Raw genomic sequence first — 15579 nt, forward strand, 5'->3', positions numbered from 1 at the left:
CGCGGAAAGTGCGATATAGATACGCCTTCGTAGCGGCCCCCAGCACAGAAGGGTCGCGCGCTTGGGGAAAGGCAATGACTGAAAACACGACTGCGGGCGGGGAGCTCGCAGGACTCCGGGTGATGGTCATCGATGACTCGAAGACCATCCGCCGGACTGCGGAAACCCTGTTGAAGCGGGAAGGCTGCGAAGTGGTGACCGCGACCGATGGCTTCGAGGCCTTGGCCAAGATCGCCGACCAGCAGCCACAGATCATCTTCGTGGACATCATGATGCCCCGTCTCGACGGGTATCAGACCTGCGCGCTGATCAAGGGCAACCAGCTGTTCAAGGCAACGCCGGTCATCATGCTGTCCTCCAAGGACGGCCTGTTCGACAAGGCCCGCGGACGCATCGTCGGCTCGGAACAGTACCTGACCAAGCCTTTCACGCGGGAAGAACTGCTGGGTGCCATCCGCACATACGTCAACGCCTGACCAGGGGGGAAAGGCACAATGGCTCGTATCGTCCTGATCGAGGATTCACCGACCGACCGCGCGGTGTTCACCCAGTGGCTGCGCCGTGCCGGCCACGAGGTGCTGGAAGCGGACAACGCCGAGGATGGCCTGCAGCTGGTGCGTGACCAGGTTCCGCAGCTGGTGCTGATGGACGTGGTCCTGCCCGGCATGAGCGGTTTCCAGGCCACCCGCGCGATGTCGCGCGATGCGGCGATCAAGCACATCCCGGTGATCATCGTCAGCACCAAGGCGATGGAAACCGACAAGGCATGGGGCCTGCGCCAGGGCGCAGCCGATTACATCGTCAAGCCGCCGCGCGAAGAAGACCTGATCGCGCGGATCAACGAACTGGTGGCCTGATGCGTTCGCCCTTCGACATTCTTGAGGCCTACGAACGGCGCAGCCTGTCCCATGCGGTGCAGCTGCCCGGGCGGCAGTTCGCCGAGGACCTGTGGCGTGGCGTCGGCTTCCGCGTGGGCCAGCGCCGGCTGGTGTCCGATTTCCGCGAAGTGGTGGAAATCGTGCCGATGCCGCCGGTGACCCCGGTGCCCTGCGCGCAGCCCTGGCTGCTGGGCGTGGGCAACCTGCGCGGCAACCTGTTCCCGGTGGTCGACCTGAAGTACTTCCTGGAAGGCGCGCGCACCGTGCAGCAGGAAGGCCACCGCGTGCTGATCATGCGCCAGGCCGGCGGCGACGTCGCCCTGACCATCGACGAGCTGTTCGGCCAGCGCAGTTTCGAACTGGGCCAGCAGGTCCAGGCCGGCACCCTGGCCGAAGGCCGCTACGGTCATTTCGTCGATCGCGCCTTCCATGCCGATGGCCATGACTGGGGCGTGTTCTCGCTCTCGTTGCTGTCGCGCACCCCTGAATTCCGGCAAGCCGCGGCCTGAGGCCGGGCAACGCCCCCTGCATTGAAGATCGAGGTTGAACGATGAGTACTGCTTCGGACGCCCCCAAGACCGGCAAGCTGCGGCTGGGCGGCAGCAACCTCTGGCTGGCCCTGCTGGCCCTGTCGATGATCCTGTTCGGTGTGAACACCGGCGTCTCCACCTGGCAGGGCAGCCGCCTGGCCGATGCCGGTTCCAAGGCCGCCGACCTGCAGGTGCTCTCGCAGCAGCTGGCCAACCAGGGCCGTGATGCGGTGGGTGGCAACGCGCAGGCGTTCACTGCCTTCAAGGCCACCCGCAACGCCATCGAGCAGAACGTGTCCACGCTGCAGGGCCGCTACGGCAACGAGCCGGGCGTGTCCAAGGCGATCACCACGCTGTCCGACACCTGGTCCCCGCTGGGCAAGCAGGCCGGCCAGCTGGTCGCCAGCGAGCCGGCGGTGCTGGCGCTGGCCGGCAACGCCAACAACTTCACCGGCGCGGTGCCGGGCCTGCAGGCCCAGCTGAACGAGCTGGTGCGCGCGATGTCCGCTTCCGGTGCACCCGCATCGCAGGTGTACAGCGCCCTGCAGCAGGTCGTGGTGGCCGGTTCGATGGCTCGCCGCGTGACCGAAATGCGCGCCGGTGGCGCCGCCGCGGCCGCCTCGGGCGACGCGCTGGCCCGCGACATCACCGTGTTCTCGCAGGTGCTCGATGGCCTGCGCAACGGCAACGAAGACCTCGGCATCACCGCCGTGCGCGGTGCCGGTGCGGTCGCTGCGCTGGAACAGTCGCAGCAGAAGTGGGAAGCGATGAAGCAGGACGCCGACGCGATCCTCGCCAGCTCGCGCCAGCTGTTCGCCGCGCAGTCCGCCGCCAACGCGCTGGGCCAGGGCTCCTCGCGCATGCTGGATGACAGCCGCAAGCTGTTCGAGGCGTTCTCCTCGTTCGGCTCGGTGTCCGATACCCGCCTGTTCCCGAACTTCTGGATCGGCGTCATCTCCGGTGCGCTGTCGCTGATCGCGATCATCGGCTTCGTTTCCACCAGCGTGCGCAGCCGTTCGCGTGAACAGGAACTGCGCTACCAGACCCAGGTGGAGTTCAACAGCCGCAACCAGCAGGCGATCATGCGGCTGCTGGACGAAATCTCCTCGCTCGGTGAGGGTGACCTGACCGTCAAGGCCTCGGTGACCGAGGACATGACCGGCGCCATCGCAGACGCCATCAACTACGCCGTGGACGAACTGCGCCACCTGGTGACCACCATCAACGACACCTCGGCCAAGGTCGCGGTGTCCACCCAGGAAACCCAGGCCACCGCCATGCAGCTGGCAGAGGCGGCGGGCCACCAGGCCAACCAGATCACCTCGGCCTCGGACCGCATCGGCGAAATCGCAGCGAGCATCGAACAGGTGTCGCGCAACTCGGCCGAGTCGGCCGACGTGGCGCAGCGCTCGGTGGTCATCGCCGCCGAGGGTGCCGGCGTGGTCCGCGAGACCATCCAGGGCATGGACCAGATCCGCGACCAGATCCAGGAAACCTCCAAGCGCATCAAGCGCCTGGGTGAGTCCTCGCAGGAAATCGGCTCGATCGTGGAACTGATCAACGACATTTCCGAGCAGACCAACATCCTGGCGTTGAACGCGGCTGTGCAGGCCGCGTCGGCCGGTGAAGCCGGCCGCGGTTTCGCGGTCGTGGCCGACGAAGTGCAGCGCCTGGCAGAACGTACCTCGGGTGCGACCCGACGCATCGAAAACCTGGTTCAGGCCATTCAGGCCGATACCAACGAAGCGGTGACCTCGATGGAGCAGACCACCGCCGAAGTGGTCTCCGGTGCGCGCCTGGCCGAGGACGCCGGTACCGCGCTGACCGAGATCGAGCGCGTGTCCAACGCCCTGAACACCCTCATCAAGAACATCTCCATCGCCGCCCAGCAGCAGTCCGCTGCGGCCTCGGACATCACCCGCACGATGGGCGTGATCCGCCAGATCACCGGCCAGACCTCGCAGGGTGCCGGACAGACCGCCGAGTCGATCGGCCACCTGGCGCAGTTGGCGGCCGACCTGCGTCGTTCGGTCGCCGACTTCAAGCTGCCGGCGTGACGCGGGCAGGGCGGCGAGCAAGGAATCATTCGATGAAGCATTTCCATTTCCCACGCCAGAACACGCGCGGCCTCCGCGCGGCGGCGACCGGAGCGCGTCCATGAGCAGCCTGCGCGATGCGATGAGCCATGCAGCGCTGGGCTGGGTCAAGCCGGAGCTGGACGAGACCCTGCGCCAGGTGCGGCACGAGGTCGAGTACTTCGTCGAGGACCCGGCCGACGGTGGCCGCATGCGCATCTGCGCCGGCTACCTGCACCAGGTGCAGGGCACCCTGCGCATGGTCGAGCTGTATGCCCCGGCGATGGTGGCCGAGGAACTGGAACAGCTGGCCGTGGCCGTCGGCGAAGGCCGCGTGGCCGACCGCGATGAAGCCTGCGCCACGCTGATGCGTGGCAGCGTACTGCTGCCCGATTACCTGGAACGCCTGCAGAACGGCCACCGCGATATTCCCATCGTGCTGATGCCGCTGCTGAACGATATCCGTGCCGCGCGTGGCGAAGAAGGCGTCAATGACAGCGTGCTGTTCGCTTTCGCGCCGGACAGCGTCAGCGCCACCGAGGCCGAGCTGGACCACGCCCGTGGCAGCCTGAGCGGCCGCAACCGCGAGCTGCTCGACACCGTCGGCAGCGCGGTCAAGGAAGAACTGCTGCAGGTCAAGGATGCCCTGGACCTGCACCTGCGTACCGGCGGTGCGCCGCAGCAGCTGCAGGAACAGGTGACCAAGCTGGGCGCGGTCGGCGACACGCTGGGCATGATGGGCCTGGGCGCGGCCCGCGGCGTGGTCGCGCAGCAGCGCGATGCGCTGCTGGCCGTGGTCGAAGGCCGCCAGCAGATCGATGAAGACATGCTGCTGGATATTGCCGGTGCGCTGCTCTATGTCGATGCTTCGCTGGACGACCAGGTCGCCCACCTGGGCGCCGGCGGCAGTGGCGAGGATGACCCGAGCGCGGTGGAGAACCGGCGCACGGTGGAAGTGCTGGCACACGAGGCGATCGCCAATTTCGCCGCCGCCCGCGAGCACTTCGTCGCCTTCATCGAAACCAGCTGGAACCACGCCGAACTGCAGGACGTGCCGCGCCTGCTGGGCGACGTGTCCGGTGCGCTGCGCATGCTCGACCTGGGCACCGCCGCCGATTACCTGCGCGGCGTGCAGCAGTACATCGAGGCCGAACTGATCGGCCGCCAGCGCGTGCCCAGTGGCCGCCAGCTGGACACGCTGGCCGATGCCATGGCCAGCCTGGAGTACTACCTGGAAGCGCTGCGTGACCGCCGCCCGGGTCGCGAGGACATCCTCGACATTACCCGCAGCAGCCTGGAAACCCTGCGCTACTGGCCGCTGCCCGAGCGCAGCAGCACGGTGGCCGAGACCGAGGCCGACGCGGATCCGCTGCAGCCGATCGAGCGCGAGATCGTGCCGCTGGCCGCCGCAGCGCTGCAGCTGGAGCCGGTGGAGATCGCCGTGCAGCCGGCCGCACCGGCGCCGGGGGAGATACCGCCGCCGCTGCCGGACTTCACCTTCGATCCGCTGCCGGCTGCGCCGGTGGCCGACAACAGCCTGATGTTCGGCGCGCTGGGCGGGCAGGGCATCGCCGCATCCACGCCGGAGCAGGCCGAACCGGCACCGTTGTTGTTCGCCGCCTCCACCGCACCGGTGCCGAGCGTGCCACAGTGGGAGCTGGGTGGCCATGACGCCGCGCCTGTCGCCGATGAGCGCGCACCGACCTTCAACAGTTTCGATCCGGTCAGCTTCGAGCACGACGCTACGGCCCAGAACGTCGCCCCGCAGTGGTCGTTGTCCGACGTCGCAGCATCGCAGGCCGATGATGGCGACGCGCTGGTGCTGGAAGACAGCGTCGAGGACTTCGGCGTTGCCGCGCTGGACGACGCCGCAGGCGCTTCGCTGGAGCTGGCGGCCGTGCCCGTGTTCGACCCGGTGGCTGCCGAGCATGATGGCCCGGCCGTGCTGGCCGACGAGGTGGTGTTCCACTTCGACAATAGCGCACTGGACAACGCCGACGACGTGCTGTCGCTGCAGGCGATGGAAACGCTGTCGCTGGACGAGGAAGACGACGCGCTGCAGCCGGTGCTGGAGATCGTCGACGCGGTTGAAGCCGCGCCGGTCGAGGTGCTGGAGCTGGAGTCCACCACGACGATCGAGCCCGTCGAGCAGATCGACATGGCCGATGTGGTTGCCGAAGCGGCGCCGGTTGAAATGATCGAGGCCCTGGCCGCCGCCGAGACCGGCGCCGACGAGGTCCTGGCCACTGCCGCCGTCCCTGCCGCGACCGTGTCCCTGGTCGACGTCGACACCATCGCGCCGATCGATTTCAGCGAGGCCGATGCGCAGTTCTTCGCCGAACTGAGCGCGGCTGCCGCCGAGTTCAATCCGCAGGCCACGCCGGCCACTCCGGCACCGGAAGCCACTGCCGTGGCTGCCGAAGCCGCCGGCTTCGAAGCGGGCTTCGACGACGATGCCGAGAACATCGACCAGGACATCCGTGAGGTGTTCCTGGAAGAGTTCGATGACGAGCTGGGCAATCTCGGCACGCTGCTGCCGGCCTGGCGCATGCAACCGGACAACATGGACCGGCTGCGTCCGATCCGCCGCATCTTCCACACCCTCAAGGGCAGTGGCCGCCTGGTCGGCGCCCGCACCCTCGGCGAGTTCGCCTGGAAGATCGAGGGCATGCTCAACCGCGTGCTCGATGGCAGCCGTGCGGCCACCCCGGCCGTGCTGGCGATGGTCGACCATGCCAACACCGCGCTGCCGCAGCTGAATGCCGCGCTGCGCGATGGCCAGCGCGTGACCGTGGACCTGCAGGCGATGCAGGCCATCGCCGACCGCGTGGCCGCCGGTGAGGAAACCTTCTACGTGCCGCTGCCGGTGGCCGCCGCACCGCAGCCGGTGGCGCAGGCCGAAGTTGTGGCCGACGTGCCGGTGCTGGACGACGCCGCTGCCGTGGAAGAGGCGCTTGCCGCCGACACCGTGGCCGAGCTGGTCGGTACGCCAGCCAACATCGACAGCGTGCTGCGCGAGATCCTGGAAGCCGAGGTGGAAGTCCACTTGGCGACCCTGCAGCAGTGGCTGCAGTCGGCGCAGCAGGCCGAGCAGCCGGTGAACGATGCGCTGCTGCGCGCGGTGCACACCATGAACGGCGCCTTCGCGATGACCGAAGTGCCGGAGATCACCGCCGTTACCGGTGCCGCCGAGTCCTACATCAAGCGTGCGCTGGCCGCCGAAGTGGTGCCGGGTGCCGAGGCGCTGGGTGCGCTGGAGGCCACCGCGCAGGCGATCAGTTCCACCATGGACGCGCTGCAGGCCGAACAACCGCGCATCGCGCCGCAGGCCGAGCTGGTACAGCGCCTGCAGGCGCTGGCCGGTGAACTGCCGGAAGCGCGCTGGCCGATGGTCGGTCTGGAAATGGGCGACGAAGATTTCGACGAAGCCGAAGCCGAAGCCGAAGCCGGTCTGGAGGCTGCCGAACTGACTGGTGGCGAAGACCTGTCGCGCTACTTCGACGCCGGCTGGCCGTCGATGCCGGAGGCCGCTGCCTCGCTGCCGACGGTGATCGAAGCGGACGCTGCCGTTGAAGCCATCGAAGCCGATGGCGTTGCTGAAACCGCTGAAACCGCCCGGGACACTGCTGAAGTCGCGCCAGTTGCGATCGATGTGGACGCCGCCGGCCTGACCGCCGTCGACGATCTGTCGCCGTACCTGGACGCCAGCGCGCTGCCGGTGGATGACCGTGATCTGGAAGACGCCGTGGTTGCGGCGGAAGATGACGCAATTGCCCTAAGCTCGCTGCCGCAGTCGCCGGCCGTCGAGGCGGTTGACGAAGACATCGAGCCATTGGCGCTCGACAGCGACGCAACCAGCCTTCAGGATGAAATGGCTGTGCCGGGCTTCGCAGAACCGGTCACGCTGGAGGCCGCGCTCGAAGCCGGCCTGCACGTGATCGAGGACGAACAGGCGCAGGACGAGGACGGCCAGTGGCCGGTGCTCGGCCTGCAGGCCAGCGAACTCGCGCCGGGCGAGGCGGAAGCCTTTGCCGAGGATGCGGACGTCGGCGGGGAGGCGGCGGTCGGTGAAGGAGAGAGCGCCGACCTGCCGTCCCCGGCGACGGTGAATGACGACGTGTTGGTTGACGACGCGACCGATGAGGTGGCCGCACCGGTGCGTCTGTTCGAGATGGAAGAGGCGCCGGGCCACAGCCAGGACGCCGCCGAAGTCGCGGTCGTCGCAGTCGAAGCCGTTGAACCGGAAGCCATCGAAGCCGAATCCGTCGAAGCCGAAGCCGATCAGCTCGACTTCACTGTCTACGATCGCGAGCTGGTCGACATCTTCGTCGAGGAAGGCAAGGACCTGCTCGACCATTGCGATGGCCTGATCAGCGAACTGCGCGATGCACCGCAGGACCGCGAAGTGGTGGCCGGCCTGCAGCGCGACCTGCACACGCTCAAGGGCGGTGCACGCATGGCCGGCATCAACGCCATCGGCGACCTCGGCCACAGCATCGAATCGCTGCTGGAAGCCGTGGCCGCTGGCCGCACCGAAATCGAGCGTCCTGACGTGCAGCTGCTGGAGCGTGGTTTCGACCGCCTGCACCAGCTGCTGACCCGTACCGGCGACCACCGCGTGGTCGAGCCGCCGCAGGATCTGGTGGAGGCGTTTGAAGCGCGCACCCGCAGCGAGGCTGCCGCTGCTGCCAAGGCTGCTGCAGCCAGCACCGACCCGGCTGACGAGGCACCGGTGGCGACCGTGCCGCTGGCCCTGGCTGATGCGCCGCTGTCGGCACCGCTGCCGGTGGAAGGCGCGCCTGAGGAAGATCCGCTGGCGCGTCCGCAGCAGGAACAGGTGCGCGTGCGCGCCGACCTGCTCGACCGCCTGGTCAACCACGCCGGTGAAGTGGCGATCTACCGCTCGCGCCTGGAGCAGCAGCTGGGTGCCTTCCGTGGCGCCATGGGCGAACTGGAGCGCACCAATGCGCGACTGCGCGACCAGCTGCGTCGACTCGACCTGGAAACCGAGGCGCAGATCGTCGCCCGCTACCAGCGCGAGCAGGACCAGGCCGACCAGAAGTTCGATCCGCTGGAACTGGACCGTTTCTCCACCCTGCAGCAGCTCAGCCGTGCGCTGAACGAATCGGCAGCCGACCTTGGCGGCCTGCAGGGCGTGCTGGACGATCTGTCGCGCCAGTACGACTCGCTGCTGCAGCAGCAGTCGCGCGTCAGCTCGGAGCTACAGGACGGCCTGATGCGTGCGCGCATGGTGCCGTTCGATGGCCTGGTGCCGCGCCTGCGCCGTGTCGTCCGCCAGGCCGGTATGGACACCAGCAAGCAGGTGCATCTGACCCTGGAAGGTACCCACGGCGAACTGGACCGCAACGTCCTGGACCGCATGGTCGCGCCGCTGGAACACATGCTGCGCAACTCCGTGGCCCACGGCCTGGAAGCACCGGAACAGCGTCGCGCCGCCGGCAAGCCGGAAGAAGGCGAGATCGCCATCCGCCTGCACCGCGAAGGCTCGGAAATCGTGCTGGAGGTGGCCGATGACGGTGCCGGCCTGGACCGCGAGGCGATCCGTCGCCGCGCCATCGACCGTGGCCTGCTGGCCGCCGATGCGTCGCCGAACGAACAGGAACTGGACAGCCTGATCTTCGCCGCCGGCTTCTCCACCGCCGACCAGGTCAGCCAGCTGGCCGGCCGCGGCGTGGGCATGGACGTGGTGCGCAACGAAGTGCGCCAGCTCGGTGGCTCGGTCGACATCCAGTCGGTGCGTGGCCAGGGCGTGCGCTTCACCCTGCGCCTGCCGCAGACCCTGGCCGTCACCCAGGCCGTGTTCGTGCAGATCGGCGAAACCACGTTTGCCGTGCCGGTGGCGTCGGTCAGTGGTATCGGCCGCCTGTCGCGCGAGCGTTTCGAAGCCGCCGACAGCAGTTACCGCTACAGCGGCGAAGACTATCCGCTGTACGACCTGGGCAGCCTGGTCGGCCAGGCCCCGGCGCGTGCCGACGGCCAGGACCAGGTGCCGCTGCTGCTGGTCCGCGCCGGCGACCTGCGTGCCGCCGTGGCGATCGACCAGGTGCTGGGCAACCGCGAAATCGTGGTGAAGCCGGTCGGCCTGCAGATCGCCTCGGTGCCTGGCATCTACGGTGCCACCATCACCGGCGATGGCCGCGTGGTGGTCATCCTCGACGTGGCCCCGCTGGTGCGCCGTTACCTGGCCAACCCGATCGCGCCGGTGCAGGACAACGCGCCGCGCCTGGAGCGCCAGGTTCCGCTGGTGATGGTGGTCGACGATTCGCTGACCATGCGCAAGGTGACCGGCCGCATCCTGGAACGCCACAACTTCGAGGTCAGCGTCGCCCGCGACGGCGTCGAGGCCCTGGAGCAGCTGGAAGAGCGCGTGCCCGACCTGATGCTGCTGGACATCGAAATGCCGCGCATGGACGGTTACGAGCTGGCCACCGCGATGCGTGCCGACCCGCGCTACAAGGATGTGCCGATCGTGATGATCACCTCGCGCAGCGGTGACAAGCATCGCCAGCGCGCCTTCGAGATCGGCGTGCAGCGCTACCTGGGCAAGCCGTACCAGGAGCTGGACCTGATGCGTAACGTGTACGACCTGCTGGGGATCGCCCGTGTCCGTGAGTGACGTCAATCCGGTTCCGGCCGTTGCCCTGCTGGCCCGTCCGGGCGCTGCTCGGGAGCGCCTGCGCGAGGCGCTGGCGCATGCCGATGTGCAGATCGTGCTGGAAGATGACCCGACCACGCTGGAGCCGCAGGCGCTGGCCGATGCGCATCCGCAGTTCGTGGTGATCGCCCTGGAAGCGGCCATCGAGGACGCGCTGGAGCGGCTGGAGCCGGCACTGTCGGCACCGAGCCTGACCCTGGTGTTCGACGAAGCCGAACTGGCCGCGCGCCGCGACGGTTGGGAAGCGCAGCGCTGGGGCCGCCATCTGTCGGCCAAGCTGCACGGCCACCAGCAGGTGCTGCCGCCGGGCGCCGAAGACGAACCCAGCCTGCAGCTGGAACCGGGCCGGCCTTCGCCGCCGCCGGTACCGCCGAAGGATGAAGTCCTGTACGCGCACATGGAGCAGGCCCAGGACTGGGCCGGCGACGTGCCGGCCGACAGCCTGTACACCACACCTGCATCGCCGCTGACGTTCGCTGAACCGATGTCGCTGGAACAGCACCTGGCCGCGTTGCAGGCGCAGACGCCGGAGCCCGCTGCCGATGCAGTGGAGGCGCCGGCGGACGATGCGCTCGTGCCGCCGCCGGTGTCCTTCGATCACACTGCCTGGTCGCTGGTCGACGAGGCCGCCGACACACCGGCCGCCGCCCCGCCCACGCGCGACGAGCCGGTAGCCGCACCGTCCTTCGACACCGGCCGCCTGAGTCTGGTCGACCTGGATGCCGGCCTCCCTGCCGGTGCACGCGCCGGGGCACTGCTGGTGCTGGCCGGCATCGGTGGACCCGATGCGCTGCGCCGCCTGCTGGGCGCGCTGCCGACCGGGCTGGCCGTGCCGGTGCTGGTGCACATGCGCCTGGACGGGGGCCGCTACGGCAACCTGGTCAAGCAGATGGCACGGGTATCGCCGCTGCCGGTGCAGTTGGCCGAGGCCGGCCGCCGCGCGACGCCGGGCGAGGTCCACATCCTGTCCGACGACATCGGCGTGCGTGCCGCGGCCGATGGCCTGCATTTCCAGACCGACCCGCTGGGTATCTCGATTGCCACGCTGCCGGCCGAACACAGCGCCCTCGTCCTGCTCAGTGGCGCCGACCTGGCCCATGTTGGCCCGGCCCTGGACCTGGCCGAGGCCGGTGCCTGGGTGGCAGGGCAGGTGGGTGAGGGCTGCTATGACCCCGCCGCGGCAACCGCCGTGGTCGCTGCCGGCATGGTGGCCGGTGAACCGCAGGAACTGGCACAGGCCATCGCCGCGCGCTGGGCCTTGGACGAGGACAACGGAGAGACGCCATGAGCTACGCGAACAACGATGAGATCCGTGGCGTCCTGATCCAGTCCGGTGGCGAGCGCGTGCTGCTGCCCAATGCAACGGTGGCCGAAATGATGTCGCGCGTGGCGGTGGAACCGGTGGCCGATGCGCCGCGCTGGCTGGTCGGGCAGATCGCCTGGCACGGCTGGCAGGTGCCGCTGCTGTCCTTCGCCCGCCTGTCCGGGCTGGGCGATGAAGTGGTGGGCGGGCACAACAAGGTGGTGGTGCTGAAGGCTCTCAGCGGCAATGCACAGCGCCCGTACTACGCGCTGCTGACGCAGAACTTCCCGCAGCTGATCTCGGTGCCGCGCGACGGCCTGCTGGCCGACGCTTCGGAAGAAACCCTGCCGGAGATCGTGCACATGCGCGTGCTGCTGGGTGAAAAGAGCGCGCTGCTGCCGAACCTGGACGCACTGGAATCGGCGCTGGATTCGCTGGCCGCCTGATCATCCGCCGGGCATGGCCCGGCGCTACCAGGCTGCGCCGGGTGATTGCGGACGGTAGCGCCGGGCCATGCACGGCGAGCGCAGCGGTCACGGTGATCCTTCGCCTTACCCCAGATCCCCCAACCGCGCCTGCAGCGCCGCGATCGCGGCCAGACCGGCGGTTTCCGTGCGCAGGATGCGCGGCCCCAGCTGCAGGCCCTGGAAGCCTGCGGTGGCGAGCTGGTCACGGTCACGCGGCGACCAGCCACCTTCCGGACCGATCGCAATCACGATGCCACCCGCCGGCGCAGCTTCCAGCGTCGACAGCCGGTGTGCGCCCAGCGGGTCCAGGGTCAGCCGCAGCGTATCGGCCGGCAGCGCGGCTGATGCCTGCACCAGCGACAGCGGCGGACCCACCTGTGGAATGCGCGCGCGCCCGGACTGCCCGCAGGCCGACGTCACCACGTTGTTCCAGTGCGCCACGCGCTTCTCGGCACGCGCCGCGTCCAGCTTCACCTCGGTGCGCTCGGCGTTGACCGGCACGATGGCGCTCACGCCCAGTTCGGTGGCTTTCTGCAGGATCAGGTCCATCTTCTCGCCACGCGCAATGCCCTGCAGCAGGGTGATGGCCAGCGGCGATTCGTTGTCCACCGCCTGCACCGCGTCGATGCGTACCTGCACTTCGCGCTTGCCGGCAACGGTCAGCGTCGCGCTGTAGTCGTGGCCATCGCCGTTGAACAGCACGCAGGTATCGCCTTCGCGCAGGCGCATCACCCGCACCAGGTGGTTGGCCGTCTCTTCCGGCAGGGTCACGGTCTGGCCGCTGTGCAGCGCCAGGTCGATGGGGCAGCGGGTCACGCGCATGCAATCGCCTCGTCGATGGCTGCCAGCGTGGTATGTGCCAGCAGCTCCAGTTGTTCGTCATCCACGCTGTAAGGTGGCATCCAGTACAGCACGTCGCCCAGCGGGCGCAGTACCACGCCGCGCTTCAGCGCGGCCTTGTAGGCGTGCAGGCCAAGCCGCAGCGCCGGGTTGAACGGGGTGCGCCGGTTGCCGTCGCGCGACAGCTCGAAGGCCACCACCATGCCGGCCTGGCGCACGTCGGCCACGTGCGCATGGTCGGCGAAGGGTGCGGCCAGCGTGCCCATCACCGCGGCGGTGCCACGGTTGCGCGCGATCACGTCCTCGTCGCGGAAGATGTCCAGCGTGGCCAGGGCCGCCGCACACGCCAGCGGGTTGCCGGTGTAGCTGTGCGAATGCAGGAACGCGCGCTCGCGCGAATCGTCGAGGAAGGCGTCGTACAGCGCCTGCGTAGCCAGCACCGCGGCCAGCGGCAGGAAGCCGCCGGTCAGGCCCTTGGACAGGCACATCAGGTCGGGCATCACCCCGGCCTGTTCGCAGGCGAACATCGTGCCGGTGCGGCCGAAGCCGGTGGCGATCTCGTCGGCGATCATGAACGCGCCGTGCGCATCGCACAGCTCGCGCACGCGCTGCAGGTACACCGGGTCATGCATGCGCATGCCGCCTGCGCACTGCAGGCGCGGTTCCAGGATCACCGCGCAGATTTCGCCGGGGTGCTGGTCGAACAGGGTCGCCAGCCCATCGGCGGCCTGTCGCGCACGGTCGGCCGCGCTTTGCCCCGGTTCGGCCAGGTAGGCATCGGGGGAGGGCGCGAACAGGCCCTCGGCCAGCAGCGGCGCGTACACGCGGCGGTACAGCGGGATGTCGCCCAGCGCCAGCGCGCCCAGGGTCTCGCCGTGGTAGCCGTTCTCCAGCGCGATGAAGCGCGTGCGCCGGGTCTCGCCGCGGTTCTGGAAGTACTGGAAGGCCATCTTCAGCGCCACTTCCACCCCGGCCGAGCCATTGTCGGCGTAGAACACCTTGGCCAGCGGCGCGCGACCGGGCTGGCGCGGTGCCAGCGTCAGCAGGCGTTCGGCCAGGGTGATTGCCGGCTCATGGCTGAATCCGGCCAGCATCACCTGTTCCAGCTGCCCGGCCTGGGCGGCGATGGCCGCGCCGATGCGCGGCTCGGCATGACCGAACAGATTCGTCCACCAGCTGCTGACCGCGTCCAGATAGCGGTTGCCGTCGTGGTCGATCAGCCAGGCGCCCTGGCCACGCGCGATCGGCACCAGCGGCAGGGTGTCCGGATGCTCGCGCATCTGCGTGCACGGGTGCCACAGCACCTGCAGATCGCGTTGCTGCCACTGCCGGGCCAGCGGGGAGGGGGTTGGGTCTGCTAGCATTTCGGGCTCATGAACATGTTGCTGCCTGCACATTCTATCGGCCCCGGCGCACGCGCCGGCCGCCGCGGAGATTCCGCATGAACGACGACCGCAGCGGCCGTCGCCTGCCGATCATCCACCGGATCACCGACGAGGAGAACGGCCCTTTCCAGCGCCAGCACCTGGACCTGGAGTTCTCCAACGGGGAACACCGGCGTTTCGAGCGCCTGGTCAGCCGTGGCCATGGTGCCGTGGTGGTGGTGCCGATGCTGGACGAGGAGACCGTGCTGCTGGTGCGTGAATACGCCGCCGGCGTGCACCGCTACGAGCTGGGCCTGGTCAAGGGCCGCATCGATGCCGGTGAAACGCCTGAACAGGCTGCCGACCGCGAACTGAAGGAAGAGGCCGGCTACGGCGCGCGCCAGGTCGACGTGCTGCGCGCGATGACCCTGGCGCCGACCTACATGAGCCACCAGTCGTGGCTGGTTGTGGCGCGCGACCTGTACCCGGAAAAGCTGGCCGGCGACGAGCCGGAAGAGCTGGAAGTGGTGCCGTGGAAGCTGGCCGAGCTGGACCAGCTGATGCTGCGCGAGGACTTCTCGGAAGGGCGCTCGCTGGCCGCGTTGTTCATCGCGCGTCAGTGGCTGCAGGGGCGCCGATGATCAAGCTGACCACCGAGCTGCGCGAGACCACGATCGCGATCGCCCAGCAAGCGGGGCAGGCGATCATGCAGGTCTACAGCGATGGTTTCGACGTCACCCTGAAAGCCGACGACAGCCCGGTGACCGCCGCCGATCTCGCCGCCGACCGGGTCATTCAGCAGGGCCTGCGCCAGCTGACCCCCGACCTGCCGATCCTCTCCGAGGAATCGGCGCTGGTGCCGTGGGAACAGCGCCAGCACTGGGGCGCCTACTGGCTGGTCGACCCGCTGGATGGCACCCGCGAATTCGTCAAGCGTAACGGTGAGTTCAGCGTCAACATCGCGCTGATCTACCAGGGCGCGCCGGCCTTCGGCGTGGTCCAGGCACCGGTGACCGGCATCGTCTGGCACGCCATGCGTGGCGAGCTGGCCTACCGCCGCCAGGGCCTGCACGACAGCGTGCTGCGTACCCGCACGCCTGCCACCGCACCGCTGCGGGTGGCGGCCAGCCGCTCGCACCGCTCGCCGGAAACCATTGCCCTGCTCGAACGCATGGGCGACATCGAAACGGTGGCGCAGGGCTCTTCGCTGAAATTCTGCCGCATTGCCGAAGGCGGGCTGGATGTGTACCCGCGGCTAGGCCCGACCTCCGAATGGGACACCGCAGCGGGTCAGTGCATACTGCACGCCGCAGGTGGCGCGGTGCTGTCGGCCAGCACCGGCAAGCCGTTCCGCTACAACCGCCGTACCACGCTGCTGAACGGTGATTTCATCGCCCTTGGCGATACCCGCCTGCCGTGGCGTGATTGGCTGTCCGACTGACCCTT

11 protein-coding genes are annotated in these 15579 nt (G+C 68.8%); 9 read left to right on the forward strand and 2 right to left on the reverse strand.

The window, feature by feature from the left end; translation table 11 throughout:
• The first annotated feature begins 74 nt into the window (after positions 1-74).
• The 7 genes from pilG to NQ204_RS14420 all read left to right on the forward strand — a co-directional run bounded on the left by pilG (position 75) and on the right by NQ204_RS14420 (position 11908).
• Positions 75-476, forward strand: coding sequence for a twitching motility response regulator PilG (gene pilG, locus NQ204_RS14390; protein WP_005418455.1), 402 nt, complete (start codon positions 75-77; stop codon positions 474-476).
• Between the two features lie 18 nt (positions 477-494).
• Positions 495-857, forward strand: a complete 363-nt coding sequence (locus tag NQ204_RS14395; protein WP_108769692.1) for a response regulator — start codon at positions 495-497, stop codon at positions 855-857.
• Positions 857-1387, forward strand: a complete 531-nt coding sequence (locus tag NQ204_RS14400; protein WP_116863901.1) for a chemotaxis protein CheW — start codon at positions 857-859, stop codon at positions 1385-1387. Before NQ204_RS14395 ends, NQ204_RS14400 begins: the two co-directional genes overlap by 1 nt.
• A 41-nt stretch (positions 1388-1428) precedes the next feature.
• The gene (locus NQ204_RS14405) at positions 1429-3465 is read left to right on the forward strand and encodes a methyl-accepting chemotaxis protein (RefSeq protein WP_256644225.1); all 2037 of its coding nucleotides are present in this window, start codon (positions 1429-1431) and stop codon (positions 3463-3465) included.
• A gap of 100 nt (positions 3466-3565) precedes the next feature.
• Complete coding sequence (locus NQ204_RS14410) at positions 3566-10120, forward strand: Hpt domain-containing protein (protein WP_256644226.1); 6555 nt, start codon at positions 3566-3568, stop codon at positions 10118-10120.
• A complete protein-coding gene (locus NQ204_RS14415; protein ID WP_256644227.1) occupies positions 10107-11447 on the forward strand; it encodes a chemotaxis protein CheB in 1341 nt (446 codons plus the stop codon). Before NQ204_RS14410 ends, NQ204_RS14415 begins: the two co-directional genes overlap by 14 nt.
• The gene (locus NQ204_RS14420) at positions 11444-11908 is read left to right on the forward strand and encodes a chemotaxis protein CheW (RefSeq protein WP_116863904.1); all 465 of its coding nucleotides are present in this window, start codon (positions 11444-11446) and stop codon (positions 11906-11908) included. Before NQ204_RS14415 ends, NQ204_RS14420 begins: the two co-directional genes overlap by 4 nt.
• 105 nt (positions 11909-12013) lie before the next feature.
• Here NQ204_RS14420 and NQ204_RS14425 read toward each other — a convergent pair whose 3' ends face one another.
• Positions 12014-12751, reverse strand: a complete 738-nt coding sequence (locus NQ204_RS14425; protein ID WP_256644228.1) for a 16S rRNA (uracil(1498)-N(3))-methyltransferase — start codon at positions 12749-12751, stop codon at positions 12014-12016.
• A complete protein-coding gene (bioA, locus tag NQ204_RS14430) occupies positions 12742-14133 on the reverse strand; it encodes an adenosylmethionine--8-amino-7-oxononanoate transaminase (RefSeq protein WP_256644229.1) in 1392 nt (463 codons plus the stop codon). The genes NQ204_RS14425 and bioA overlap by 10 nt, the downstream gene beginning before the upstream one ends.
• A gap of 77 nt (positions 14134-14210) precedes the next feature.
• Between bioA and nudE the strand changes: the two genes are divergently transcribed.
• Entirely contained in the window at positions 14211-14774 is a 564-nt protein-coding gene (nudE, locus tag NQ204_RS14435; RefSeq protein WP_108769684.1) for an ADP compounds hydrolase NudE, read from the forward strand.
• On the forward strand, positions 14771-15574 hold the full coding sequence (cysQ, locus tag NQ204_RS14440; protein WP_256644230.1) for a 3'(2'),5'-bisphosphate nucleotidase CysQ: 804 nt from the start codon (positions 14771-14773) through the stop codon (positions 15572-15574). The genes nudE and cysQ overlap by 4 nt, the downstream gene beginning before the upstream one ends.
• The last annotated feature ends 5 nt before the right edge of the window (positions 15575-15579 follow it).

The organism is Stenotrophomonas testudinis (genome assembly GCF_024499815.1).
GTDB lineage: Bacteria > Pseudomonadota > Gammaproteobacteria > Xanthomonadales > Xanthomonadaceae > Stenotrophomonas.